Origin of the sequence: Enterococcus sp. 9E7_DIV0242, from assembly GCF_002140975.2 — a bacterium.
In the GTDB taxonomy this organism is placed as follows: Bacteria; Bacillota; Bacilli; order Lactobacillales; family Enterococcaceae; genus Enterococcus_L; species Enterococcus_L clewellii.
Map to the genome: position 1 here is coordinate 1,388,148 of NZ_CP147247.1, position 24,697 is coordinate 1,412,844.

A 24,697-nucleotide genomic window follows, 5' to 3' on the forward strand; every position below is an offset into this window, starting at 1 on the left:
ACAGCTTGAAGATTATGAATATAGAGAAAACACATGAATAATCTAGGTTAAGTGATATCGGAAAACAACAATTTCATTGTCGAACTTTTTTTGGGAAAAGAAAGAACAAGAATCAGAAATAGATTCTTGTTCTAAGTAGTTACTATTTATTATTATCATAGTACCATTGAGCAAATTCTAATAGCTCTTGATCTGAATAATTCATGTCTTCTAAAACTTCTGCTATTGCATTAATATCAGTATTCTTATATGATTTTTCAACTATTCGATCGTTACTTACCCCATAGTACAAATAATCCTTCTTTTTACCATCAATATTCCCCATTAACTCAAGCCCTACCTCAAATATTTCATTTTTACTTGTATCAAATTTGAAAACCATTTTAAAATAGTCATAATCTATTCCTTTTTCTCTAGTTAAATATAAATATCCATCTAGATAACTTATTTTAATATTCTTTTCATCTAAACTTTTTTCCATCTGCTCCATCTTTTTTTCTTCTTTAGCAGAGCTATCTTCGGTACTTTCTTTAATACTCTGTTTAGTTGTTGAAACTGAAGTGTTCTCTGTTTTTCCCCCATTTGATCCACAAGCTGAAAGCCCTATTGTAAATACAGCTACAAATACTGCAAATATAATTTTCTTCATTTTATTTCCTCCCAATAGATAAATATTACTAGTTGTAGTTTAACATATATTACCTTTGGAGGAAATTCATTTTTCAAACGAAAATTCATATACCTCAAAAATTAGTCTAACATTCTTCCTGTTATCTCAAATAACGACTTACTCGTTTCATCAAATAATCAGCATTTCCACCAACCACATGTTGAGTAACTCTATTTGCATTGTTTGTTGTGTGATTGATATTATTGACAACTGTTGATACAGCTGGCATCATTCCCTGCATACCGAATCGATTCGTCAATGCTCTAAATGCACCTGGTACATCTAGATTATTTACGCGACTCATAAAATCAAGTCCAAATGATTGAACTGCCGCTTTTCGTTGAACAAACTCGCCTGGAGTTAGCATAGTCGGTATCGTATCGGTTCCCTTTTTCTTAAAAATACTTGCTAAGCCACCAGAAGCAAGATATTGTGGAACTAAACCACCCTTTGCTTGAAAGCCTACCTTAGCTATGTCAAAATCAGGAGTATTTGAACTACCTACTTTAACATATAGCCCTTCAACCGCTGCAGAAAATCCTGCAATTATAGCATTTCCAAGTTCAGCGCCAATATTTCTAAACTTAGTCATCATTGGAGAATCTTTTGTGTTTATTCCATCTACAACTTCCCCTAATTTATCTCCTATACTTGGAATTGCCGCTACTATTGTATCTACCAACCCCTCTTTATAGCCAGTCCCAATTTCTTGGAATTTTGTTATCAACGCTCTTAAATCTACTTCTAATTGCGTAAAATCTTCTTTTACCTTTTCAGCAGGCTTATCATTGTTGTATTGGGACATGATATTCGTTGCAAATCCTTGACCGAACTCTGTAAATTGAGGCAATAACAGTTTCAATTCTTCTGCTAATTTAGTAAATGCATCTGCACTACTAGTAATTGTTTTCGCATTGTTAATGTTTTCTTCATCCATAACAAATGAACTGATTTCAGCTAAACATTGCTTAACAGCCAATGTTTTTGCTTGGAATTCTTCAAGACTTAATAAAGGAACATTTTGAATTGACGTTATCAAACCATTTAGTTGAGTTACTTTTTGAGTAGCATTATCAACCTCAACTTCAAAATTATCTCCTGTTAAAGCTCCGCTATCACCTGAGTTGCCAAAATCTTCTCCAACTTCCTGATCCCCACCACGTTTTCTCACCGGAGTACCACTTGATGTACCATTTCCATAGTCTCCGAGCTTGAACGATGCAACCATTTGAACTGCTTGGCCAACTTTTCCTAGTGTATCAGAAAAATCAGTAGTTGCTTGATCATCAAACTTAAATCCAAGTGCAAGTTCTAATTGGGCTGCCATATCGTTCAATTTAGTCAATTTTTGTACAGCTACTGCAATTGGTGATGTCTTTTCATCCCAAATTCCAAAATCAAAGTCTTCTCCATCATCACCTTTTGGAGTAAAATCAGTCTTCAATACTCGACTGATTCCTTCTTGCATAAGTAGCATCGCTTGTTCAAATCGGTCAAAACTACCCATGTCAAAGCCATAATCTAATGCGATTCTTAATTGTTCGCCCATCCCATTTAGTTTCGTCAATTTATCAATGGCTTGTTGAATATCCTGTTCCATTGACCAAGTCCAATCAGGCATTTCTTTTCGATTACCATTTTCATCTTTGGGAGTAAAGTCTGTACTCATAACCTCTTCAATAGCATCTTTAATACTTTGAACAGTAACCTTGAATCTTCCAACAGCACCATCATCAAATTTGAAGTTCATAATCGTTTCTAAATGTCCAACCAATTGGCTTAGTAAATCAGATTTACTTACCGTATCAGTTAATATTTGACTATCTATTTCCATGCTAACATCAAAATTGTCAAAACTCTTAAGCACATCCTGAATAATCTGCAATTTTGATAAAACTGTTCCATAGTTCAAGGTTGTTTTTTCAATTTTTGCCAACTGGTCAGCAATTTTTACTAAATTAGTCACATAATCCGCAGCTTTTTTAGCAATATCTGTATCAATATCTCCACCATCAAAGAAATTCCCAATATCAGCCCATAAGCCTTTTGTTTTAGTGAAATGTTGGAAGGTATCCTGAAGCATTTTGATTTTTTTCTCAACTGCCTTCGGATCTTTCATATTGAATTTCTCTAGTTCTTGAATAGATTTTGCAACAGATGCCAAATTGCCAATTGCTTTGGCTGCATCTTCACCAATATTTGTATCTACTTTACCGCCAGTAAGAACCTGACCGAATTCTTTTAGGAAGCCAACGCCTTTTTGTAAATACTTAAATACGCCTTGGATTTCATTAATTTTTGTTTCAATATTATCAGGAATCGTAATATCTTCAAATTTTTGAAGTTCTTGCCCAACTTCAGCCAGCTTCATGATTCCTTCGGCTGCAACGGCAGTATTTAATACGCCTACTGCATTTTCAAATAAATCCATTACTCCGCCTAGGTTTGCTTCTGTAAAATAACCGATTGCGGCAGCAATATTTTCTATTTTTCCTTTAATGCCAGATAAATCATCCGGTACATTTTGGTCCATTTGATTGATTGCTTCAGAAACATGGATCAATTCTGCTGCTACTGCGTAAACAGTCGCTAAGCCTGCACCAGCTATCAATGCGCCAATACCAGTAGATACTAGCGCTCCCACCGCTGCTACAATAGCACTCATACCACCAATAGCGATCCCCATAGCTGCCAGCTTTTCAGCAACTTGTTCGATATTGCCCGGTACCTTCTCATCAATTTGTTTCATTGCTTCGGCCGTATCCGTCAACAGACTAACAATCTCACCTATGATCATTAATCCTGCCAGTGCTGCAAGTGGATTGCTTTCTGCAAACTTACCAACTACACCAACCAGTACGCCCATACCGGCTATCGCTATGCCCATACTCGCAAGCTTTTCAACCATCACTTCTAAGTTGGCCGGAACCTTGCTGTTGATTAACGCCATCGCTTCAGCAGCTGTCATCAATTGAGTCGTAATACCTGACATCATCTCTAATCCAGCTTTTGCTTCTTTTGGAAATTTCTTAGCCAATGCCCCAGCTATCGCTACTAAAGCACCCATGCCGACGATGGCAATCCCCATACTCGCTAGTTTAGAAGCCATCGCTCCTAGATCCGAAGGAATGCTTGAAGCAATCATTCCCATGGTTTCGGCTGTTTCCTGTAATAGGATATTGATATCTAGAATTCGGCTAAACCCTTCTTGAATATCATCTGGCAACTTGCTGGCAATAAATCCTAACGCACCCATACCAGCTATCGCTATACCCATACTTGCTAAGCGAGACGCCATTTCACCTAAGTTCGATGGGATTTTTTCTGCAACCATCCCCATCGTTTCGGCTGTTTCCTGTAACAAGATATTGATATCTAAAATTCGGCTAAACCCTTCTTGGATTCCTTCCGGTAGCTTAGTTGCTATTAATCCTAACGCGCCCATACCAGCTATTGCTATACCCATACTTGCCAAACGAGACGCCATTTCGCCTAAGTTTGATGGGATTTTCTCCGCGATCATTCCCATCGTTTCGGCTGTTTCTTGTAGTAGGATATTAATATCTAAAATTCGACTAAAGCCTTCTTGAATTCCTTCCGGTAGCTTAGTCGCTATTAATCCCAGTGCACCCATTCCGGCTATTGCTATACCCATACTTGCCAAACGAGACGCCATTTCACCTAAGTTTGATGGGATTTTCTCTGCGATCATTCCCATCGTTTCGGCTGTTTCTTGTAGTAGGATATTAATATCTAAAATTCGACTAAAGCCTTCTTGAATTCCTTCCGGTAGCTTAGTCGCTATTAATCCCAGTGCACCCATTCCAGCTATTGCTATACCCATACTTGCCAAACGAGACGCCATTTCGCCTAAATCCGCTGGAATTTTCTCTGCGACCATCCCCATGGTTTCGGCTGTTTCTTGTAATAAGATATTGATATCTAAAATCCTACTAAAGCCCTCTTGGATTCCTTCTGGCAGCTTAGATGCTATTAGACCCAAGGCACCCATACCGGCAATTGCTATGCCCATACTTGCCAAACGAGACGTCATTTCACCTAAGTTCGATGGAATTTTCTTTGCGATCATTCCCATCGTTTCAGCTGTTTCTTGTAATAAGATATTGATATCCAGAATTTTATTAAAGCCTTCTTGAATGCCATCAGGAAGCTTCATAGCAATCAAGCCAAGCGCACCCATTCCAACAATCGCTATACCCATACTCGCTAAACGAGACGCCATCTCACCTAGGTTAGATGGAATCTTCTCTGCGATCATTCCCATCGTTTCAGCTGTTTCTTGTAATAGGATATTAATGTCTAGGATTTTACTAAAGCCCTCTTCTGCTCCCTCCGGGATTTTTGAGGCAATGACCACTAAAGCACCCATCCCAACGATGGCAATGCCCATACTTCCTAGTTTAGAAACCATTGCACCAAGGTCAGTCGGTACTTTATCTCCCACGGATTGCAAAGGCTCGGCAGCTTCCTCTAATAGAACGCAAATGTCTCTAATTGCTTGAAACCCTGCTTTGGCTTCTTTTTCACGTCCTGAAGAGAGTGTGCCGGCAACGGCTACAAGAGCCCCCATACCTAGAATTCCTACGCCAATACTTCCTAGCTTGGCTACAATCGCTCCGACATCCGTTGGTACCTTATCACCTACTTCTTTTAGTGATACTGCGGCTTCTTCAAGTAAGCTACTGATTTCTTTGATTGCTGAGAAGCCTGCCGCTGCTGCTTCTGGATTAGAGGCTGAAAAACTTCCAGCTACACCAGCCAACACGCCCATCCCAGCTATGGCGATCCCCATGTTCGCTAATTTTGGCAGCATCGCACTCATGTCACCTGATACTTTTTCGTCAATGGTTTTTAGGGCAGCTGCTCCTATTTCTATGGATTTAGCGGTTTCTTCAATAAATTTTGTACTTTGCTCTCGAATCACATTACCAATATTTTCCAGATCCATTGCGACATTGCCTAAATCTACGGCTACATCTAAAGAAATATCTACACTCTCCATATGCTGTATTGTTTCATTGAGTTGAATCAACTGCATGTTGGTTTCAGTGATATTTTTAGCATCTGTATTAATAACAGCTTTTTTTGAACTGAGATTTTCCAACTGCGTATTCATCGTTTCGATTTCTACGCTAGTTTCTCGCATCGTTTTCATATCCATCTTTACATCAAGTTTTTCCTTATTCAATCGCTTGATTTGAGAAGATATTTGAGCCAGTTCTTTTTCCGTTGCTTTTAAACTTTTTCTATCTATTGCTATTTTTTCTATTGCCACTTTGCCGCCTCCTTTCAAATGTTTAACTATAATTCTTAATTGTAGTGAGTCCTAATTTGTCTATTTTAATTATAATTTTTATCGTTTAATCACTACCAAAGTAAAGATACCTTTAGAAATTTCAAATGTGATAAGCTGTATAAATTATTGATTGTTTATGTTACAATATTTTTGATTAAAAGTACCATTACATCAACAAGGAGTATTTTAAATGAAAAAAATATTTTTACTACTACTATCACTCAATTTACTTTCTGCATGCAGTAATACCAAAGAATCAACAAATTCACAAAAGGAGATATCTGAATCTCTAACGAGTGATGCTTCTAAACAAAATACAGCTAAAACTTTTACTGGTAGAATAACGATCGGTAATGATGGTGACTTACTTGCTGATACGTATGATTTAGTTGCTGTCGGAGCTGGGTATGGTCCTGTTAGTTTATATCTTAATGAAGATGAAGGTTCTTCCTTCCGTAGACACATGGCTTCCACAGAAGGAAAAGAAACTATTGTTTCTTCTGATTTGGAATCCGCTAAGCCAGAATACTATAGCGAAAAAGTACAAGGGCTTGTTCTGCGAGAAGGCTCTGTCATAACAATCCAAGATGTATCCATTGAATTTAGTAAAACCGTTCAATCCAATGATAAAAAAATTCTAACAGGAGACCTTGCAGTTGGAGAAGAAGGAGATTTACTCCCCGGAACTTATAATCTAGTTCCCATTGGAGATGGATACGGTCCAGTCAGTCAATATACATCTGAAGATGAAGGCTCTGTTTTTCGAAAATACATTGCTTCTGTTGAAGCAAAAAAAATCATCCAAAAACTAGAATCAGAAGCAGGCGACCCCAGTAGCTATAGTGAGGAGATTCTAGGACTTATTCTTCACGAGGGTGACACACTTTCTGTTCGTGATGTTTCTGTTGAATTTTCTAAAATAGATTGACATCCTCTTTCAAGAATTAAAACACCTCTAATCAAATCGTTTAGAGGTGTTTTATATTCTTCTATATCTATCTTCGGTCGTTAAAAAAATATCAGCAAAAGATATTGTGGAGTAGCTCATAATAGTAAAAGTTTAGCTAAAATAGGTTCTCAAAGTCAGCGAAATATTCGTTCTAATTTTGATTAATAAATAGATAGTTTTCTTGAAATTGCAAATTTTTGATATTATTTGAATACCAAGAAAATAAAATTAGCCAGATTAATTAAACATCTGACTAGTTTTATGCAAATTTGAATAAATTAAGTTTTAACATATTTATATTTTCATCTTCTTTGGAATTAGTAATTAAATACTATATATTAGTTTTTGATATTTCAAATCTATTCTTTAATCTAAATCTGCTAAATCCTCATTTGTATAAAACAACACAGCATATTCCTTCGGCTTTTTGACCTTTCGTTTGGTCTCATTGCTGAGGGATTTCCATTCCAGAAAATTCTTATAGCTTTCTTCATTGGCATATTGGCCATATGCTACTAATAATTCAGCAACGCCCCAATGATCTAAAATGACATTCGGACGTTGCTTCAAAACTTTTGCTACATAATGAGCCATGTAGGTATAGATGTTCAAGCTGGCAAAAAACGTTTCTGCCTCTACTTCTACAGAAGAGTCATTTTCGCAAGCTCGTCGATAGATCAACCGAAAAAAACATCAGCTTCATTAAAGACTTCTGGGTGTTTATCCATGATCTTATTCAGGTTTTCTATAACAGAAAATGGCAGCATATACTCACCCATCTGATCATCGATCCCTAAGAAGGTTGCAACTAAATTATAAATGGCTAGGTGGATTTCATCTCCCGCATTGACAAAAATGGATAGTAGCTCTTCTTTATTAAATTCTTCTACATCGCCATTCTCTTTCAATTTATTGAAAAACGGAGTGATTTTCATAATTGCATCAACAATTCTCAAATCAGAACGTGGTGTGATCATGATATCAGCAAAAGCAACGCTGAACACATAATATTTGCCAACTTCAACTGCGCCTTCCGGCTTTTGTTCAAAGTGAGACTGAGGAACACGAAATTTCACATTGTATTCGCCTGTTTTCACTTCCGTTTTGTTTGCATCACCTATGACTGATACCTCTTGATCTTTTACAACCGCAAAAGGAGTATCATCCTCACTTACTTTTTTCAATTTATTGCTGATCGTTAAAAAATCAGCAGCTTTCATGCCTTTTTCTTCCATCTCTGTATTCCTCCTGATTTTAAACTGAAGTCGGATCGAAAGTACGACCTTTCAAACCCGCTGTATTATTTTGTAGCAGTAAGACCGGAAATCGACTAATCTCCAGCCTTACAGCCTTCTTACCTTTGATTACTCAGCTACTCGATACATTTCGAAGAAGTTGCCGTTTTTGTCTCGTTGTACAGAAATTGTGAATTCGAAGGTTGTTTCTTCGCCATTCACTGTTCCTGGGAATGATGTGATCAATACATTGTTGTAGATGTAGTGTTGTTTCACACCATCTGTTTGTTCTTGAACGAATGACATACGTACACGACGTTCGTTCAATGATGATTCGCTAGCTACAAAATGTTCAACATCTACTTGTTTAGGGTAGCTGATCAACAATTTTTTCCCAACTAAAGATTGATGGAAAGCGATTTTTCCTGAATCAAGAACGATAAATTGTTTTTCATTGATGTCCATGATCACTGGTGAACTCACACGAGTCAACAATGAATCTGTCACATTACAGCTGTCAGCGATTGCTGCTGTTGTAAAGGCACACTCATCCATGAACATATCTGGTAATTGAATGTAACCATAGTCTTTACCAGGTTCTGCAACTACTTCTTTTTCAGCAGTTTGAACAACCCAGCCGCTTGTCATATGTCCTTTAGACATCAATGGGTTCAGCTTCCAGTAATTCGCTGTTACGCTCTTACCAGTCACTGTTCTTTCGATTGCAATACTTGATGCATCATAGCCAGCACCATAACAGCTTGCTTCAACAGGATCGACTGTTAATTCACCAGCAAACTCATCGATACAGCCGATTTTGATGACATCATTTACTTCAAAGTCTTCTAGGCTGTTGTAAACATAGATAGAAGAGAAGCCGATATCTGATTTGATTGTTGTTTCAGGTGTTACTTCCAGCTTGATGAAGATACCATCAGCTGATTCTTGCCATCCGCCATTTGTAGGGATTTGACCAGTTGGTTTCACTAAATCAACAACTACAGGTTGGAATCCGGCTTCTGTTACTGTGAATGATTGTTCGAAAACATCAGCTTCTGTTTGATTTTTGTTTTTGATATCTGAAATCGTTGTTTTCAGCTCATACGTTCCTGCTGCCGGGAAATGAACGTAATACGTGATGATTCCTGCCGCAAATTCAGTTGCGTCTGCACGCAGTTCAAAGGTTGCTTCAGAAGGAGCGCCCGCAGCGTTCATAACTGTCAAAGTACCGGTATTTTTACAGCCTTCTGCTAGACAATTGAATTTATCTTCCGGAGTGTTGTATACGTTGTATGCTGCTGCTCCATTTTGAGTATAGTAATTCTTTGTGTTGATTTTTACACAGCTGTCAATATCTGTCAGTACTGCAAAATCCACTTCCATTAGTTTGTTTAAGGATTTCATCCCAATTTTAGAAATCAATGTATCATTGCCGCATCTTGTTGTCATTTATTTTTCCTCCTATTTATTGGTTGTTTTGAACGACACGTGCTGCATCTCGTTCATATCTTCCACCATTTTTTTTGTTTAAGACCATTAATTTACGTTGAATAAACGCTTGCTTATCCATCGTTTCTTTTTTAGCAGTCTCTTTCTTTTCTTTTGCCATTGTTCATTCCTCCTGTGGGTTGCCGTTTATCGGCTAATATTTATGAGCAAATCTTTGTCTTTTGCCAAAGATCTGGACATACATTGTTCCTTGGATAGCGTTACACTCTCAGTTGACCAGCCGAGGGAGCTTTCTGTAACGACGATCCACTGGTAATAACACACCAGAATTTGCCGGGAATCATTCAGATTTCAAGCAAGGTTGGTGCTTTTCGACTACTTTCCAACATCCTTAAATAAGCTTGGAAAATTGCCACTTTTCATTAATTGCTTTCAGAATTGCAGATGTAAATTAATCAGCTTTCCTTAAACATTTTGACTGGACTCCCGTTTATACTATAGGTCTGTTCTAGTAGAAATCGTCCATCACTCTCCATAACCTCGTACATTTCACCAGCATAAAAGGTTTTAATCTGACCGCTAGGCAAAACCATTCGGGTTTCACGCTGAAATGTATGATTTGATACTCGTCTGCTTCCACAGGAAGAGCATCCGGATTTCGTTACTTGCTGTTTGATCCCCATAAATTGGATCTTCATATCGCAGCCCTCCAACTCATGTATCGCTTTACTCGTCAATGATTTCAATAACGCAATAGGATAACCTTGTTGTCTTACCTCCACATGATTTACAACGTGTTTCTGTATACACAACACCTGCTGCCTCCAACTGATCTACTAACTGTTTCGAGTAATGCCGTTCAGCCTTCGCTTGCTTCAGTGACCGAATAAACAGCGCATCGTCGCCTAAATCATATTTTGTTCCGGGGGTTAATCGTAAATGGCTGTAAACAGCCGTTCCACCCTCATTACGAACAACATTCAGTGTCATTGCCGTATCGATTCCATCAATTAATTTGAAATAGCTCTTCATTATCGACCTCCACTGCCTTTCACTTTTTTGCTTTGATTATCATCAGCGGGTGAAGCCTTTTTACTTGTTTCAGACTATTCAGAATGTCCGATAGTCCTTCTGCTGCATAAATACTTTTTTATCCAAGCCACCTCACTTTAACGATTTTTATAAATCTGGTAAAAGATTGCCATAGCAAATCTTGATCTATAAAAACGTAGATGAATCTTTTCAACCCTGTTTATTTATTTGAGCTGTTGTAAAAATTCATCTGCCGGAATTGTTTCTGACCTTCATCACAAACTACCATCAAAAAATGAAGCCTGTTGTTTCTCTCTATGAATCATACGAAATAGCTCACTAACCGAAGAGTGAATCCTACTTTTGCAAAGAATTTTACAGATATATAAATCTGTATCCTTGATAGGAAGCCTTTACTTGGTCGTTTCCTTCGTTGCATTCATTGAGAAACAATCTTTTGAAAAAAATGGATGATTTGATAGTCTGTTGTTTCCTTCTCAAGTTCCATTGCTCATGCACCTTCAACTGGAAGTGATTCTCTCATTCGTTTTGGGCTTCCATCAGCCAGTGCAAAAGCAATTATTTCTCGATGAACCTATCTTACAATGGAAACAGACGTTAAAAATCCGAACATCGTCCGTATTCCGTCAGGCTGTATTTCTAGCTGCAGACATTTACTATTGAGGACTCATTATCTGAATTCAATTTTTTATCAAGGAATCCTTGAATCAATCAATAACTTTTTCTTGTCTTACCGGAGACTGTATCGAACCTGTTTCTACGTTCGTCACTCTCTTGATTTGAACGATCTGTGTGCAGTACTCTTTTTCATTGATTGCATCAACAATTTCTTGATGGTACTATCTTATAATGAAAGTCAGCAGTAAAAATTCGGCTATCGTCCGTATTAATTATTAGTATTGATAGGCAGACAACACCGTTTCAACACGAGTAAATTCAACCAGAACGGATAAAGCCTACCCTCTCTTCCTGATAGAAAAGCACTGACTGATGAAATAATTCAGCTGTCCTTCGCTGCTCTTTTTCCAGTCAGTGCTGTACACATTTTCCTGATACTACCATTTTATAGCGGAAAGTGACGTCAAAAATCCGTGAATCGTTCACTTCTCAAATATTCAAATTCAAGTCTCTCGCTACTTCCATAAAAAAATGATCTCTCAGCTCAAATGCCTTTGTTCTTCCCACAAAAATCAAGCCATTCGTGATTAATCCTTGAATCGTATACTTTGGCATCCGACGTATATATAGCTCTTGAATAATAACTCGAGTATCCTCGCAGCAATCCTCCAACAAATTGGCAACAATCCGTCTGTTTCGCTCCAAAGCAGAAAGTCTCTGATCCTGTTCGATTGTTATCATCATATTGACCTGTACATCATAATCTGCTTTGCTTCCCTTGATTCCTGCATTCAAATCATTCTCGCGATAAGGATAACGAAGTTCCTCTTCTCTTTGCTTGATATATTCTTCTATTCTTGGATAGTCCGCTAAAATATCCTTGATATAGTTAAATGTCGATTTTCTCATACCTGTTCTCTCCCTTATCCTTGATACAGATCACATGGCATACCATTTATCTGATTCACTAACTACCTAATTCAAATTTTTGAAATGAAACTAATGACTGGGTTTTCTCATTTGTTTTGAACAACCTCTAAGTTACTTACATGATCGTCTCTGCCAACTCTTGCACCTTTTTGACGACCTCTTCATCCTCCATCCACTGATCCGATTGAATCAAATCATAAATCTGTGCCATTTTAGTCGGCACCCAAGGATCTTTCTTTATGTCCTCATCTATATCTGAAATATCTATTGGCAACGTAGTAAAAAAACTGATACCCAGCTTTTCTTGTATTCCCAAAACTACCGTCAACGAAGGATTCAATTTTTTCTCTGCAGCGAGTTTAGCGTTGGGACCAACTAAATCTTGCCAGTTCAACTCTCTTTCCTGTCTGAAGCTATCTACCGCTTCCCAGAAATCTTCAATAGTCTTTATCGTGTCCATAACCTTCTCCTCTCCATTCTTTTTTATAAAATTCACTGTTTCATTGATTTACAGCTTTGACCTCGTCTAGCTTTTCTTCTTGATTCAGCCGTTCTAAATATTGATAAGCTTCAATCAACGGTTTATGGACTCTGTACCATTCATCTGCTTGCAGCTTCGCTTTATGCAATGCTTCTTTTCTGTCCATTTACTTTTCTCCATTCTCTGTTAAATAATCAATTAGATTGATTAAACGGATAATGATACGGTTTTTAAAGCACTGCCACTTTTTTCGAATTTTTCTTTCCGGTATATTGATACATTCACCAATAATCCAACCAGTAACTAGTGGGTAAACGGTTAGAAAAAACAAATAAGAACTCTTATGAATAATCACAGACCCAACACTTGCTACAACGATTGATAGTGCCAAAGCGATTCTAGTTGTGTACTTCATGCTTTTCCTTCTTTCTAATTATCTATGATTTTTAAAAAATCAAGTTTTCTTGATTTTAAATTTAAAAAAATAACTGCCGATTTCATCACTCTTTATCGCTAAAAGTGAACAGACTTCCTTTATCTGGTACTGCTTAAAAAAGGATTCGCCACTCATGATATTTTGCCATTCTACTTTACTGATACCAACGAGCAAAAAGAATACTGACATTGAATCAACCACACCATCAATCTTCTTCTGCAACAAAGTATAATCAAATTCCACATTTTTCAAATCAAATTCCTCCATAGCTAAAATCAAGTTTTCTTGACAAAAATAGTGTAGCATCTCAAAAAATAATTGTCAAGAAAAACTGTATTTTTTCTTATTTTCTTGATTTCCAATCAAGAATTCTCTATAATTCATAGTAAGGGGGAAGATTTAAATGAAGAAAGTTTCATTTGCTGAACGCTTGCGACAAGCGCTAAATGCAAGAAATATGAAGCAGATCACATTATCTGAAAAAAGTGGTGTTTCACGTTCATTGATCAGTGCTTATCTAAAGGGCAATTATGAAGCCAAGCAGGATAACGTTTATTTTCTTGCTCAAGCTTTGGATGTAAATGAAGCCTGGCTGATGGGATTTGAAGACGTACCAATGGATCGTTCGCCAGAACAACAGATCGATGACTCACTCATTGATGCAGCAAGTGATTTTCTGTTAGATAACACAAACAAATACAATGATTTACTGAAGAAGCTAGTGCAATTAGACAATAAAGATCTTATTGTAGTAGAAAATTTGGTGGATTCCTTATTGAAAATAAAGGACTGAGACAGTATCTACCGATTACTTATGTATTAAGTAATCGGTAGAGGCATGTACAATCAGTTCTTTATTTTCTTTCTTTTTATAGTGAGTAACAATTGATATATTTTTTCCAACAACGTAATGTCTGATAACTCTTCGATGATTTGACAAATTTCTTTTTTATAATCCATAGCATCTATATCCCTTTCTTTTCTCCTTTTTTGGGTCTGATTAAAAGATAGGGTTGATCCAACAACAATACCCCCTTCTTCACAAAAATGTAATTGTCACTTGCGTAATTAGTAATTACGTTTTATAATATAGGTAGCAAATAAAAGGATTTAAGTAATTCTTAATTACATAATAAATTGTAACAGGTAACTAACAATTACGCAAGCCTTTTAAGGAAAAAAAATAAGGAGAAAACAATGAATATTCTAGCATTGAGAATTAAAGAATTGCGAAAAGCAAATAATATGTCTCAAAAAGAATTAGCTGATATCCTAGGAATGAAACGAGAAAATATTTCTAATTACGAACGTGGAGCTATCGTGAATGTTCCTAGTGAGGTACTTGAGAAATTGGCTGATCAGTTCAGTGTATCTATCGATTACCTAATGGGTAGGACGGATAAACCTAATGAAACAGCTGTCGAAGAGGAGTATGCTGATTTATTAATGATGTTTAGAAAAGGAGAAAAGGCTGTTGGTGAAGAAAAGAAAGAGCAGTATAAAAAACAGGTAAAAAACCTGATGAACTATATTGCCCAATCAATGAATGAAGAGGAGTAGGAGTTTAGAATAATGAACGATGCACTGGATATTCGATATTCGTTAACAAATTTGCTGATCAATCAATATATTCTAAAACGTAATCTCGAGCCAATCGACTATACCTTTGACATGTTTGTCAATAATTATTTAGAAAAAGAAAATATTGTCATTGACACAAATATTCCCGTTACTGAAGAAGATTTTTTTCTAGCTGTAACAGTAAAAAAAGGAAAAAAAATCAGAATCTTTATCAATCCCCAAATGTCTAAAAACAGATTTAATTTCAGCATTTGTCATGAAATAAGTCATTGCTATTATGATGTATCCAAAACTGAGGTCTCTCAAATGTTTTTCAATATGGATGAGAATCCTGCTTACTACACCGATGATGAGCTACTAACAGAAGAATTGGCCAACTTAGCAGCAAGTATCATCATGCTTCCTGATATCTCCTTACTGAAAAATCTATATACGACGAAATCATTTTACTCCATTGCTGAAGAGTATAAAATGAGCCGCTCTGCTCTTTGGAGACGACTCGTCAATTTTGGAAAGCTAAAATGTGGGATGCCGGAAGAAATGGCTCAATCTTCGGCTACTCGTCTACAGCAAACAGGTGATAGAGATATTTATCATAAATTCATGTCTACTTGGGGTTCTACTGTAGAAAAACAGATCATTCTAGATTTTGAAAACAGCATCCTTGAGATGGGCTAAAACAGCCTTCACATGATTTCATTCTATCTCTCTTTCTACTGGTCACTCCTGCTTCTCTCATACTTTAGTCTCATTCTTTCAATTGTCAACTTGTGCTATAGTTGAGACAAGAGGTGTTGTAGATGAGAACAGCCAGAAGAATGTTTGGATGGGCGATCGATGTATTGTCCGAGATACTCCTATCCCTATTTTTTAAAACTTCCTGAAAAGGAAGTTTTTTTGTTTCAATAGCCAACAAAAAATTAAATAAACCTCTTTTTGTAAAACACTATAGACAAAAAGATGTTATTATATTATTTTATAGTTACTTTAAGAAAAGGAGTTGTTACTTCATTATGTGTTGTCTTTTATTCTTGCAATATTTACTTAGCTTATTCTGCTGCTTCTAATCAAAAAGTGTTTTCTTCCTAAACCTTCTCCTTTGAGAAGGTTTTTTTATTGATAAGTGAGCTTTGCATATATTTTAAAGCTCACTTATCAATTGCTTCTTCGCAAACAATTGAAACACCCACTCCACTTTCTTCAATTACATAAAAGCTTCAAATTACCTATTTTTAGTAAGTAGGATTTTTTAGTCCCGAAGAAATCAGAGCATTTAAAATACAAAATAAAAAACCCTTATCTATCAAGGGTTTAAGCTATGCCAGCTATAGGGATCGAACCTACGACCTACGCGTTACGAGTGCGTTGCTCTACCAACTGAGCTAAGCTGGCCAGTAACTGAAATTATTATAAGACTCTTTCAAAAAAATGTAAAGTAATGTTTCTATCTTCTCTTCTTTGACGAAAAATGAATCCATTTCCTTTCATCAATATAAACAAACAGCCAGTACGAAGAGATCGTTCTCTTGATACTGGCTGCTCCTATTGCTTATTTTGTACCGAATAAACGGTCTCCGGCATCGCCCAAGCCTGGAACGATATAGCCGTCTTCATTTAGTTTTTCATCTAAAGCAGCTGTATAAATATCAATATCTGGATGTGCTTCTTGCAAAGCTTTTACCCCTTCAGGGGCTGCAACTAAACAAACAAATTTGATATTGCTGCCGCCGCGTTCCTTCAATGAATCAATAGCCATGATTGCTGATCCGCCTGTTGCAAGCATTGGATCGACAACAAATAATTGTCTTGCATCGATGTCTTCAGGCATCTTAACAAAATATTCTACAGGCTCTAGTGTTTCGTGGTCACGGTATAGTCCTACATGACCAACTTTGGCTGCTGGAATCAATTCCAAGATGCCGTCAACCATTCCGATTCCGGCTCTTAAAATAGGAACGATCGCTACTTTTTTCCCAGACAACGTTTTTTGAGTTGTTGGTCCCATAGGTGTTTCGATCACGACATCCTCTAAAGGCATATCTCTTGATACTTCATAAGCCATCAACATGGCGATTTCGTTTACTACCTCACGAAATACTTTAGTTCCGCAATCCTTATCTCTAATGATTGTCAGTTTGTGCTGGATCAATGGATGATCAATTACTTGAAATTTTCCCATGTTCAGTCTCCTTACTATTCATTTTCTGTTGCTGTATGAATTGCACGAAATAATCTATTGCATAAAAAGTACCTATTGCTTTCAGTTTAAAGCAATAGAACTTACTGCCAATAGCATTTATTTCGTCGTATAAATATATTGTAAAACAAAAAAGAGTGATTGACTAGTCAATCACTCAATAATTATTCCTCATATTCATCATCATCTAATTCAAGCAGCTCGATTGCTGCGACAGCATCTTTTCCAATCGGTAAAAGATAGGCAACAAGCTCATCAATATCTTCAATCGGTGAGAGTGCTGCTTCTATCACTAATGCTAAATTCAAGCCTGAAATCACTCGTATATTTTCTCGCGTGCCCATTTCCATCATAGCTGCATTACAAGGTGTACCACCTTTGAGATCCGCAAGTATCAGGACTTGTTCTTCTTCCGTTTTATCCAGAATCGCTTTCAGTTTTTGCTGCGTACCATCTAAGCCGTCATGCTCTTCCATTGATACGACCTCTGCTGCAGCCAGATCACCGGCAATCATTTTTGCAGATTGTAGTGTTTCATAGGCCATTTTTCCATGACTCATCAAAATTATTTTTGGTTTCATTGTTTTGCTCCCTACTTCTCTAAAAATAAGTTGAATAAAGTGCTGCTCTTTCTTTTATAAAGCCATGGTCCTCTCTCGTTGGATGAATCCGATTCGTCAATAAAACAAATCCTTTTTTTCGCTCCATATCCAGTCCAATCGAGGTCCCAGTAAAGCCTGTATGAAACAGGTAAGCGGACTCTAAACCTTGCTTTTGTTCCCAACCATAAGCTCTGCCTTGCACATTTGTACTCCTTACTTTATCAAAAAGTTCGTTGGTAAACAACCTAGCATCCTTTTCCAAATAAGCAGTCACAAATTTATTGATATCCGCCAAGGTAGAAAAAAGTCCAGCACTACTTGCCTCTATTTCTAGCTTATATGCCTTAGAATCGTGGACTTCGCCATGTATAAGACCTCTCTCAACTGTCTGTTCGGTAGGAATTGCTTTACTAGAATCAGACGGATAATAGCTTGTCTCTACCATTCCCAATGGGTGAAAAATATTTGTCTGGAAACTCTGTTCCAATGAACTCCCATCTATTGCCTTGATTATTTCTCCTAGCAAAAGAAAACCTATATCAGAATAAACCGTTTTATATGAGGAATCGTCTATACAGCAGCTCTTAAAGTAAGTATGGAGAAAAGCTTGAGTAAATGTTTCCTTCTCCCGCTTTGAAAAATCTGCTTGAAATCCGCCTTTATGCAACAATAAATCACCTATCGTTATTTTGATTGTTGCAAATTCAGGAATCACCTCATTAACTGGTGACGTAAAGTCTAATCGATCGTCATCAATCAGTTGCAGGATTCGGGTGGTTGTCCCTATTATTTTTGTCAGTGAAGCTATGTCATAGAGTGCTCCTTCTTTGACAAGCTTATCGGAAAATGGCGTACAGACACCCATCCTACCAGCATAATGATTCGCACATCCTTCTGTCGTGACGAACGACCAAGAGGCACCGGGAATAACTTTTTCAGAGACCAATCGATTGATTTTTTTTGAAATCACTTCTGTATACATCTAGTTCATCGCCTTAACCACATCTGAAATTCGGTCGTGTTTTTCGCGTAACGCCTGAATACTCTCATCCAGATTCTTTCCTGTCTCAATCATGACAATCGCTGCTGCTACATGATTTTCGGCGCGTTCCAGATAATTTTCAGCAGTTGCGGCATCCACACCTGTTGCTTCCTGAATAATTGAAATAGAACGCTGTACCAGTTTCAAGTTCGTTGGCTGAACATTGACCATCAAGTTCTGATACACTTTTCCACTTTTGACCATGACTCCCGTTGATAGCATGTTCAAGACCATTTTTTGTGCCGATCCCGACTTCATTCGAGTTGAGCCGGTAATGACTTCAGGGCCTACCAAAGGAGCAATCCCTATCTGTGCAATCTGATTCATCATGCCGCTGTCATTACAGGTAACAGAGATTGTCAGTGCACCGATCTCATTTCCATATTCGATTGCTGCGATTGCATAGGGTGTTCTACCACTAGCTGCAATCGCAATCACGACATCCTGCTTATTTAGTGCTACTTTTTTTAAATCTTCTATTGCTAATTCCTTTGAATCTTCTGCTCCTTCTATTGCGGAGAACATAGCTTCCTGACCACCAGCTAAGAGACCAAACGCTCTCTTTGGTGAGACACTGTATGTTGGGGTCAACTCGATTGCATCTAACGCCCCTAGTCTCCCTGAAGTGCCAGCACCGCAATAAATCAGCCGTCCGCCAGCTAAAAATCGCTCCGTCATTGCCTCAACTGCTGCAGCAATTTCAGGTAATACATTTTCAATAGCCTCAGCTACTTTTTTATCTTCATCATTGATGAGCGTCACCATGTCCAAGGTACTCAACTGATCGATATTCTGACTATGCGGATTTCTTCCTTCCGTTGTCAATTTTGTTATTTCCATCTGGTTACCCTTCTTTCAATCGATTCACTAATGTGTTCGTTTCGATCATTCTGGTCTGGATATCTTCTTCGATTCGATCTTGGATCGAGCCTAAATAAAGAATATCTCCAACAGCCATTGAAGAAGCAATAGAAGAAATTGCACCAATACGAACCAAATGTTCATTGTCCGGAACTATCAATAGCAAGTCACTGATTTGTCGAATTCTTTCCCCATCATTTCTAGTAATAAAAATAATGGGGGTTTGATTTTTCTGAGCAATCTCACAGGCCAGTAACACTTCTTTCGTATGTCCACTATAAGAAACAGCAATCACTACGTCTTCTGTTGTTGAGTAGTTCATAAATTCCAGATTCATATGTGGGTCAAAGTTGAACATTGCTTTTCTGCCTGCCCGATTGAACTTATGGTATAGATTATAAGCAGTCAGTGACGATGCGCCAATCCCTAAAAGATAAATGGTTTGTGCTCCTTTGATCGTATTGATTGCCTGCTCTACCTGTCCTTTGTCCAGAGAATACATCAGATCGTTGACTGTTGTTCCCAACAATAAAGCCACTTTTTCACATAGCTCTTCTATCGAGTCGTCTTTGGAGATGATCGGATCCAAATTCTTTTTATTTTTCTGGTCCCCTTGCTTAGAAGCTATTGAAAGCTTCAGCTCATCCAATCCATCAAAATTGATTGAGCGAGCAAATCGAGTAACCGAAGCCGGAGAGGTCTGACTCCTATCTGCAATCTCACTAGCTGTCATCTTCAACATCTCTGAAGGGTTCTTCAAAATGAAATCGGCTATTTTCTTATTGACCTTTGAAAATTTCTTATAGTTTTGTCGGATCAATGTTTCTGCATCCATTGTCAGACCTCTCTTTCTATCATTTAATGAAGTTTAAAATCGACTCATCTGATTCTGAAGGAACCATCTGTGCGGTAACAGCTGTTCCCCCATCAATGAGTTTTCTAAGAATGGTTATATCTTCGTCCGTCAGCGCAACTGATTTTTTAATTGGCTTGCTGTCGCTTTTTTGAGAAATATTCCCTACATTAAAAGCAGGTAATGGAACATCATTTTCAATCAAATATGCCATATCCGGAATATCTTTCGTAATCAGAAAGACTTTTTCCTCATCATAATTTCCAGCAAGAATCTTTTCGACTGCTTTTCTTTTTGATAGAATCGACAGCTTGACACCCGCAGGCTTAGCCATTTTCAGTGCTGCAATCTGCATTTGATCCTTTACTGCTAAATCATTTACGACCATGATTCTTTGTGCTCCTACTGTATTTGTCCAAACTGTGGCTACTTGTCCATGAATCAAACGTTCGTCCACTCGTGCATGAATAATTGGCATATTAAAACTTCCTTTCATTAGGTTGTATCTGAAACATTCAGTGGAAATAAAATTTTCAGCTACTTCCTAAGTTTATGATAATTATCGTTTGTCTCAAAAATCAACCAGAGGACTTATCCTCTGAATTTCTATGACGTAACTTACTTTTTTTGTATCACAGCTCACTTTTATGAATGCGCTGTTTTTTGTTAGCAGGTTGCTTCATCACCTGTTTTAGAATAGACCACCGATCCATCCAAAGATTCCTTGTAAATTGCCTAAAAGCATACCTAAAAGAATCAAAACGAAAATCAACCGTGTAGAATTCATTTTCTTTTTACCCAATAACCAGTAAGAAAGTCCTACGATCGATAAAGGGACAAGTGCCGGTAAAATCTTATCTAGCATCTCTTGAACGGATAACGTTACCTCACCCATTTTATACGTTATATCTAGTTTATAATTGATAACCGCAGGAATCAACCCACCAACGACTGTCAGACCTAAAATAGCGGCTGCATCTGTGAATATTTTCATTTTATCTGCAAATTCTGTGACCAGCTTTTTCCCCTGGATATACCCCATATACGTAAATTTATAACGGACCCAGATAACAGCCAGACCAGCTATCAAAGGGATGAGCAGTCCCAGTGCTTGTCCACCTTGAGCCATATATGCTGCAATAGAGAAGACGATTGCTCGATAGATAGCGATAAATACTGTATCCCCTACACCCGCAAAAGGCCCCATTAACCCAGTCTTTAATCCGGTAATTGCTGTATCATCATCCGAACCGATTTCTTCTTCAAGCGCCATATTTGCGCCAACAATTAAATTGGACATAGCAGGTGTTGTGTTGAAAAAACCAAGATGTGTTTGAAGTGCTTTCTTCATTTTTTCAGGATCGTTCTTATAAAAACGCTTTAGAGCCGGCATAATGACATAACAATAACCTAAACCCTGCATCTTCTCATAATTCCAGCCCCATTGCAGACTGAATAGATTACGGACAAACACTTTGTTAATATCTTTTTTTGTTAATTTCTCAGTCATCGATCTCTACCTCCTCATCATCTTCATATGCAACAGAAGCTGTTGCTACCGGACGATCGTTTTGGTTCATCACATATAAAGCAGCGAGTGCCAAACCAACCAAAGCTACGCCAAGCACTGAAAAGAACTCTGCAAAATAAGCCATCAATACAAAGCCGATAATAAAATACGGCCAATATTTTTTGATTGGCAGATATCTCATAAGAATCGCGATCCCCATTGCCGGAAGAATCGCACCGGCTGCCTTCAACCCATTCATGACCCAGACCGGAATCATTTCATTGATGATATTTACAACTTGTTCACCAAATGCCAAACCAATAAATACTGGAATTATTCTGGATAGCGTCCAAGGAAAAATCCCCAACACATTACACCGTTCAACGCCCTTATAATTTCCTTCTGCCGCATAACGATCTGCTTTGTGTTGGAAAAATGTATTTGTCATCCTTCCCAAAATATCCAGTTGCGTTAACAACAAACCAATCGGAACAGCAACCCCAATACCATATTCTGCTCCCTTTCCAGAAAGAATAGCATAGGCTGTCCCCATGATTGCCCCAGAAAGAAAATCTGGAACCGTAGCTCCTCCATACGTTGCTACCCCAAGCGTCATCAGCTGAAGAGTGGCACCAATCATTAAGCCCGTTTGCAAGTCACCCATGACCAGTCCCGTGATAGTTGCAGCAAACAATGGTGTGTATGGACCAATCTGAATAGATATCTGATCCAACACACCGACAGCAGTGTACAAACATAAAATTAGAATAATACCAAATGACATTTCCATCATTACTTCCTCCTTGAATACGTTTTCTATTTGGTATCTTCACTATAACACTCAAGAAATGAAATTTCAACAAATAAAACCAAAAACATTTTTATGAAATGATATTTCTTATCTTTATTTTCATGTTATAATAGATGCATAAGGTGAAACCAAAATGAACGTGCTAATAGATTGCTTTACATATCAGAAGTTTTTCTGCAGACACATTTAGTGATTTTTTTTTAGAATAAAGCAGTAAAATGGAAGATAGTATCCTTATAAATGCAAGAGGAGATGTATTATGAAAGTCATTATTATTTATTTTATTACCATATTTTTGTCAAACACTGTTGGTGCAATTTCCGGAATGGGCGGTGGTGTGATTATTAAGCCTGTTTTGGATTTTATTGGCTTGCATTCCTTAAGTGCAATTGCCTTTTACTCAAGTGTTGCTGTTTTTACAATGTCTCTTTCTTCTACTTATAAACAGATAAAAAGCGGTATACAAATCGATTTACAGCAAGCACTGAGTATTTCTCTAGGCTCAATGATCGGTGGTGTGATTGGAGACCAACTGTTGGCGCTGCTTCTGGAATATTTTGGTTCCGATGACCAAGTACAAATCATCCAAACAATCATCATGATCATCACTCTGATTCTCGTACTTCTCTACAATCAATGGGGGAAAAAGCAATATCAGCTTTCCGGTGTTGCCTTTTACTTTTTAACAGGGATTTCTTTAGGATTGCTTTCTACTTTTCTGGGAATCGGAGGCGGACCAATCAATGTCGCTGCGCTGACTCTTCTGTTTGGCATGGACATCAAGCAATCAACTGTTTATTCAATTATCACGATTTTCTTTTCTCAAATCGCGAAGCTGACAGCGATTGGCTTGACTACTGGTTTTCAGGTCTATGATTTATCGATCTTATGGGCCGTTATTCCAGCAGCTTTGTTAGGTGGCTATTGTGGTGGCTTGTTAAGCAGTAAAATGGAAGAGCAGCAGGTGAAGAAGATTTACAGTGCCATCGTCTTACTTGTGCTGTTTATTAATGGCTATAATTTATTTTCCGTACTATCCTAAAAATCACCCTCCTTGTTTGAACAAACTGCTCAAACAAGGAGGGTGATTTACTCGGTCTCCTCTTCCGGACCACGACTGATATCTGCATTGATATCGTAAGTCAGGCTAGATGAAAAATTATGATTACGGATTTCTTCTTTGGGATTACCATGAGTCAGAGTCTGAACCTCTTTACTAAGCTCAGAAGCATAAAACTCTTCGCCCAAATCCTTCAACAGATTGATATAATTGATGATTTTATAGTAATATTCCGGCTTCCCACTTACAATATATTCCAGCAAATTTGCTGTATAGTAAAGATGCAGCTTACTACTGTAATCATTGAACGCTTTTACCTGTTCCTCTGCCAATGCGATATACTTTCTTGCCTCCGCAAACTTTCCTTCATATATTCTTCCTGTAACCAAATTTAGTACCGTATTATGCGCAATCTGCTTTGTTTCAAAATCACGCAGCTCAGCATCCTCCACAGGAATTGCTTTCATGATCAGCGCATCTGCCTGCTCCTCTGAAAACTGGAAAATGAGGTTGCATAAAATAATATAGTCATAGAGGAAATAATACTCTTTTTTAATCAAAAAATCGTAAATCATCTGAATTTCTTCTTGCGTAATTGCCCCTACCTCATCCCAAATTTGGCAAAATCCATTTTTTATAGATATATAATTACTGATGTCTCTTAAGCTCTTCTCTTCCTTAGAAAGTGCTTCCCCATAATAACTCAGCAATTTTGCTTTTTTCTGTTCATCTTCCGGATGATTTCTACAATAATAATACGTATTTCTAAATTCCTGTTGATTGTAATCCTTGTTTAGATTTGCGTAACTAAAAAACTCTCCAGCTTGGATAGACAATTTATTCAAAATCTCTTGTAAATCATTCATTCGAATGGATCGTGTACCGTTTTCTATCCTTGAATAGGCCGACCGATCGATATACTCTGTTGTCATCTCTCGTTGCTTGTATCCTTTTTTTTGTCGTATAAATTTTAATGCTTCACCAACATTCATGTAAACCTCTCCTTTCGTGAAATTATAACACAAGAATTCAGCAAAACTCG

The 24,697-nt window shown here is 37.5% G+C and carries 27 protein-coding genes and 1 tRNA gene; 5 read left to right on the top strand and 23 right to left on the bottom strand.

Annotated features, from left to right (window positions below):
* Positions 1-142 precede the first annotated feature (142 nt).
* The gene (locus A5888_RS06450; protein WP_339102002.1) at positions 143-649 is read right to left on the bottom strand and encodes a hypothetical protein; all 507 of its coding nucleotides are present in this window, start codon (positions 647-649) and stop codon (positions 143-145) included.
* 121 nt (positions 650-770) lie between these two features.
* Complete coding sequence (locus A5888_RS06455; RefSeq protein ID WP_339102003.1) at positions 771-5,966, bottom strand: hypothetical protein; 5,196 nt, start codon at positions 5,964-5,966, stop codon at positions 771-773.
* Between the two features lie 211 nt (positions 5,967-6,177).
* On the opposite strand from A5888_RS06455, the gene A5888_RS06460 reads away from it, so the two are divergent.
* Entirely contained in the window at positions 6,178-6,915 is a 738-nt protein-coding gene (locus tag A5888_RS06460; RefSeq protein WP_339102004.1) for a hypothetical protein, read from the top strand.
* Positions 6,916-7,302: 387 nt separating this feature from the next.
* Here A5888_RS06460 and A5888_RS06465 read toward each other — a convergent pair whose 3' ends face one another.
* From A5888_RS06465 to A5888_RS06515, 11 genes are all read right to left on the bottom strand, one after another.
* The gene (locus tag A5888_RS06465) at positions 7,303-7,617 is read right to left on the bottom strand and encodes a hypothetical protein (protein ID WP_249274526.1); all 315 of its coding nucleotides are present in this window, start codon (positions 7,615-7,617) and stop codon (positions 7,303-7,305) included.
* Entirely contained in the window at positions 7,614-8,171 is a 558-nt protein-coding gene (locus A5888_RS06470; protein WP_086350266.1) for a hypothetical protein, read from the bottom strand. The genes A5888_RS06465 and A5888_RS06470 overlap by 4 nt, the downstream gene beginning before the upstream one ends.
* 129 nt (positions 8,172-8,300) lie before the next feature.
* Positions 8,301-9,620 carry a hypothetical protein gene (locus tag A5888_RS06475; RefSeq protein WP_086350267.1) on the bottom strand — a complete coding sequence of 440 codons (1,320 nt, stop codon included), beginning with the start codon at positions 9,618-9,620 and terminating at the stop codon, positions 8,301-8,303.
* Positions 9,621-9,636: 16 nt separating this feature from the next.
* A complete protein-coding gene (locus tag A5888_RS06480) occupies positions 9,637-9,780 on the bottom strand; it encodes a hypothetical protein (RefSeq protein WP_170924854.1) in 144 nt (47 codons plus the stop codon).
* A 295-nt stretch (positions 9,781-10,075) separates the two neighbouring features.
* Positions 10,076-10,318, bottom strand: coding sequence for a hypothetical protein (locus tag A5888_RS06485; protein ID WP_086350268.1), 243 nt, complete (start codon positions 10,316-10,318; stop codon positions 10,076-10,078).
* Positions 10,319-10,346: 28 nt separating this feature from the next.
* Positions 10,347-10,652, bottom strand: coding sequence for a hypothetical protein (locus A5888_RS06490; protein WP_086350269.1), 306 nt, complete (start codon positions 10,650-10,652; stop codon positions 10,347-10,349).
* Positions 10,653-11,780: 1,128 nt separating this feature from the next.
* Entirely contained in the window at positions 11,781-12,200 is a 420-nt protein-coding gene (locus tag A5888_RS06495) for a lipase chaperone (protein ID WP_086350270.1), read from the bottom strand.
* 136 nt (positions 12,201-12,336) lie between these two features.
* On the bottom strand, positions 12,337-12,681 hold the full coding sequence (locus tag A5888_RS06500) for a hypothetical protein (protein WP_086350271.1): 345 nt from the start codon (positions 12,679-12,681) through the stop codon (positions 12,337-12,339).
* Positions 12,682-12,721: 40 nt separating this feature from the next.
* The gene (locus tag A5888_RS06505) at positions 12,722-12,868 is read right to left on the bottom strand and encodes a hypothetical protein (protein WP_170924855.1); all 147 of its coding nucleotides are present in this window, start codon (positions 12,866-12,868) and stop codon (positions 12,722-12,724) included.
* On the bottom strand, positions 12,869-13,117 hold the full coding sequence (locus tag A5888_RS06510; RefSeq protein ID WP_086350272.1) for a hypothetical protein: 249 nt from the start codon (positions 13,115-13,117) through the stop codon (positions 12,869-12,871).
* Between the two features lie 39 nt (positions 13,118-13,156).
* A complete protein-coding gene (locus tag A5888_RS06515; protein WP_339102005.1) occupies positions 13,157-13,390 on the bottom strand; it encodes a hypothetical protein in 234 nt (77 codons plus the stop codon).
* A gap of 151 nt (positions 13,391-13,541) precedes the next feature.
* Between A5888_RS06515 and A5888_RS06520 the strand changes: the two genes are divergently transcribed.
* The 3 genes from A5888_RS06520 to A5888_RS06530 all read left to right on the top strand — a co-directional run bounded on the left by A5888_RS06520 (position 13,542) and on the right by A5888_RS06530 (position 15,397).
* Positions 13,542-13,931, top strand: coding sequence for a helix-turn-helix domain-containing protein (locus tag A5888_RS06520; RefSeq protein ID WP_086350274.1), 390 nt, complete (start codon positions 13,542-13,544; stop codon positions 13,929-13,931).
* A gap of 404 nt (positions 13,932-14,335) precedes the next feature.
* Positions 14,336-14,698, top strand: a complete 363-nt coding sequence (locus A5888_RS06525) for a helix-turn-helix transcriptional regulator (protein ID WP_339102006.1) — start codon at positions 14,336-14,338, stop codon at positions 14,696-14,698.
* Positions 14,699-14,710: 12 nt separating this feature from the next.
* A complete protein-coding gene (locus tag A5888_RS06530) occupies positions 14,711-15,397 on the top strand; it encodes an ImmA/IrrE family metallo-endopeptidase (RefSeq protein ID WP_086350275.1) in 687 nt (228 codons plus the stop codon).
* A 641-nt stretch (positions 15,398-16,038) separates the two neighbouring features.
* Here A5888_RS06530 and A5888_RS06535 read toward each other — a convergent pair.
* The 9 genes from A5888_RS06535 to A5888_RS06575 form a co-directional block, all read right to left on the bottom strand.
* A tRNA-Thr gene (locus tag A5888_RS06535) sits at positions 16,039-16,111 on the bottom strand.
* Between the two features lie 157 nt (positions 16,112-16,268).
* On the bottom strand, positions 16,269-16,898 hold the full coding sequence (gene upp / locus A5888_RS06540; protein WP_086350276.1) for a uracil phosphoribosyltransferase: 630 nt from the start codon (positions 16,896-16,898) through the stop codon (positions 16,269-16,271).
* Positions 16,899-17,080: 182 nt separating this feature from the next.
* On the bottom strand, positions 17,081-17,497 hold the full coding sequence (locus A5888_RS06545) for a PTS sugar transporter subunit IIA (RefSeq protein WP_086350277.1): 417 nt from the start codon (positions 17,495-17,497) through the stop codon (positions 17,081-17,083).
* A gap of 19 nt (positions 17,498-17,516) precedes the next feature.
* Positions 17,517-18,500, bottom strand: coding sequence for a serine hydrolase domain-containing protein (locus A5888_RS06550; protein ID WP_086350278.1), 984 nt, complete (start codon positions 18,498-18,500; stop codon positions 17,517-17,519).
* Positions 18,501-19,400, bottom strand: coding sequence for an N-acetylmuramic acid 6-phosphate etherase (gene murQ, locus A5888_RS06555; protein ID WP_086350279.1), 900 nt, complete (start codon positions 19,398-19,400; stop codon positions 18,501-18,503).
* 4 nt (positions 19,401-19,404) lie between these two features.
* The gene (locus tag A5888_RS06560; protein ID WP_086350280.1) at positions 19,405-20,256 is read right to left on the bottom strand and encodes a MurR/RpiR family transcriptional regulator; all 852 of its coding nucleotides are present in this window, start codon (positions 20,254-20,256) and stop codon (positions 19,405-19,407) included.
* 19 nt (positions 20,257-20,275) lie between these two features.
* A complete protein-coding gene (locus A5888_RS06565) occupies positions 20,276-20,752 on the bottom strand; it encodes a PTS system mannose/fructose/N-acetylgalactosamine-transporter subunit IIB (protein ID WP_086350281.1) in 477 nt (158 codons plus the stop codon).
* A gap of 213 nt (positions 20,753-20,965) precedes the next feature.
* Positions 20,966-21,784: a PTS system mannose/fructose/sorbose family transporter subunit IID gene (locus A5888_RS06570; RefSeq protein ID WP_086350282.1), complete on the bottom strand. Its 819-nt coding sequence runs from the start codon at positions 21,782-21,784 to the stop codon at positions 20,966-20,968.
* Positions 21,777-22,574, bottom strand: coding sequence for a PTS mannose/fructose/sorbose/N-acetylgalactosamine transporter subunit IIC (locus A5888_RS06575; protein ID WP_086350283.1), 798 nt, complete (start codon positions 22,572-22,574; stop codon positions 21,777-21,779). Before A5888_RS06575 ends, A5888_RS06570 begins: the two co-directional genes overlap by 8 nt.
* Before the next feature lie 280 nt (positions 22,575-22,854).
* Here A5888_RS06575 and A5888_RS06580 point away from each other — a divergent pair, with 280 nt between their 5' ends.
* Complete coding sequence (locus tag A5888_RS06580; RefSeq protein WP_339102007.1) at positions 22,855-23,637, top strand: sulfite exporter TauE/SafE family protein; 783 nt, start codon at positions 22,855-22,857, stop codon at positions 23,635-23,637.
* 47 nt (positions 23,638-23,684) lie between these two features.
* On the opposite strand, the gene A5888_RS06585 is transcribed toward A5888_RS06580, so the two are convergent.
* The gene (locus tag A5888_RS06585; protein WP_339102008.1) at positions 23,685-24,647 is read right to left on the bottom strand and encodes a helix-turn-helix domain-containing protein; all 963 of its coding nucleotides are present in this window, start codon (positions 24,645-24,647) and stop codon (positions 23,685-23,687) included.
* Positions 24,648-24,697 lie beyond the last annotated feature (50 nt).

Excerpts from the sequence above, each read along its gene's own strand:
- A5888_RS06510 (WP_086350272.1), bottom strand. The coding sequence starts at position 13,117 with ATGAAGTACACAACTAGAATCGCTTTGGCACTATCAATCGTTGTAGCA.
- upp (WP_086350276.1), bottom strand. The coding sequence starts at position 16,898 with ATGGGAAAATTTCAAGTAATTGATCATCCATTGATCCAGCACAAACTG.
- A5888_RS06460 (WP_339102004.1), top strand. The coding sequence starts at position 6,178 with ATGAAAAAAATATTTTTACTACTACTATCACTCAATTTACTTTCTGCA.
- A5888_RS06480 (WP_170924854.1), bottom strand. The coding sequence starts at position 9,780 with ATGGCAAAAGAAAAGAAAGAGACTGCTAAAAAAGAAACGATGGATAAG.
- A5888_RS06470 (WP_086350266.1), bottom strand. The coding sequence starts at position 8,171 with ATGGAAGAAAAAGGCATGAAAGCTGCTGATTTTTTAACGATCAGCAAT.
- A5888_RS06490 (WP_086350269.1), bottom strand. The coding sequence starts at position 10,652 with ATGAAGAGCTATTTCAAATTAATTGATGGAATCGATACGGCAATGACA.
- A5888_RS06585 (WP_339102008.1), bottom strand. The coding sequence starts at position 24,647 with ATGAATGTTGGTGAAGCATTAAAATTTATACGACAAAAAAAAGGATAC.
- A5888_RS06560 (WP_086350280.1), bottom strand. The coding sequence starts at position 20,256 with ATGGATGCAGAAACATTGATCCGACAAAACTATAAGAAATTTTCAAAG.
- A5888_RS06495 (WP_086350270.1), bottom strand. The coding sequence starts at position 12,200 with ATGAGAAAATCGACATTTAACTATATCAAGGATATTTTAGCGGACTAT.
- A5888_RS06565 (WP_086350281.1), bottom strand. The coding sequence starts at position 20,752 with ATGCCAATTATTCATGCACGAGTGGACGAACGTTTGATTCATGGACAA.
- murQ (WP_086350279.1), bottom strand. The coding sequence starts at position 19,400 with ATGGAAATAACAAAATTGACAACGGAAGGAAGAAATCCGCATAGTCAG.
- A5888_RS06475 (WP_086350267.1), bottom strand. The coding sequence starts at position 9,620 with ATGACAACAAGATGCGGCAATGATACATTGATTTCTAAAATTGGGATG.
- A5888_RS06545 (WP_086350277.1), bottom strand. The coding sequence starts at position 17,497 with ATGAAACCAAAAATAATTTTGATGAGTCATGGAAAAATGGCCTATGAA.
- A5888_RS06575 (WP_086350283.1), bottom strand. The coding sequence starts at position 22,574 with ATGGAAATGTCATTTGGTATTATTCTAATTTTATGTTTGTACACTGCT.
- A5888_RS06550 (WP_086350278.1), bottom strand. The coding sequence starts at position 18,500 with ATGTATACAGAAGTGATTTCAAAAAAAATCAATCGATTGGTCTCTGAA.
- A5888_RS06485 (WP_086350268.1), bottom strand. The coding sequence starts at position 10,318 with ATGAAGATCCAATTTATGGGGATCAAACAGCAAGTAACGAAATCCGGA.
- A5888_RS06520 (WP_086350274.1), top strand. The coding sequence starts at position 13,542 with ATGAAGAAAGTTTCATTTGCTGAACGCTTGCGACAAGCGCTAAATGCA.
- A5888_RS06500 (WP_086350271.1), bottom strand. The coding sequence starts at position 12,681 with ATGGACACGATAAAGACTATTGAAGATTTCTGGGAAGCGGTAGATAGC.
- A5888_RS06450 (WP_339102002.1), bottom strand. The coding sequence starts at position 649 with ATGAAGAAAATTATATTTGCAGTATTTGTAGCTGTATTTACAATAGGG.
- A5888_RS06525 (WP_339102006.1), top strand. The coding sequence starts at position 14,336 with ATGAATATTCTAGCATTGAGAATTAAAGAATTGCGAAAAGCAAATAAT.
- A5888_RS06505 (WP_170924855.1), bottom strand. The coding sequence starts at position 12,868 with ATGGACAGAAAAGAAGCATTGCATAAAGCGAAGCTGCAAGCAGATGAA.
- A5888_RS06530 (WP_086350275.1), top strand. The coding sequence starts at position 14,711 with ATGAACGATGCACTGGATATTCGATATTCGTTAACAAATTTGCTGATC.
- A5888_RS06580 (WP_339102007.1), top strand. The coding sequence starts at position 22,855 with ATGAAAGTCATTATTATTTATTTTATTACCATATTTTTGTCAAACACT.
- A5888_RS06570 (WP_086350282.1), bottom strand. The coding sequence starts at position 21,784 with ATGACTGAGAAATTAACAAAAAAAGATATTAACAAAGTGTTTGTCCGT.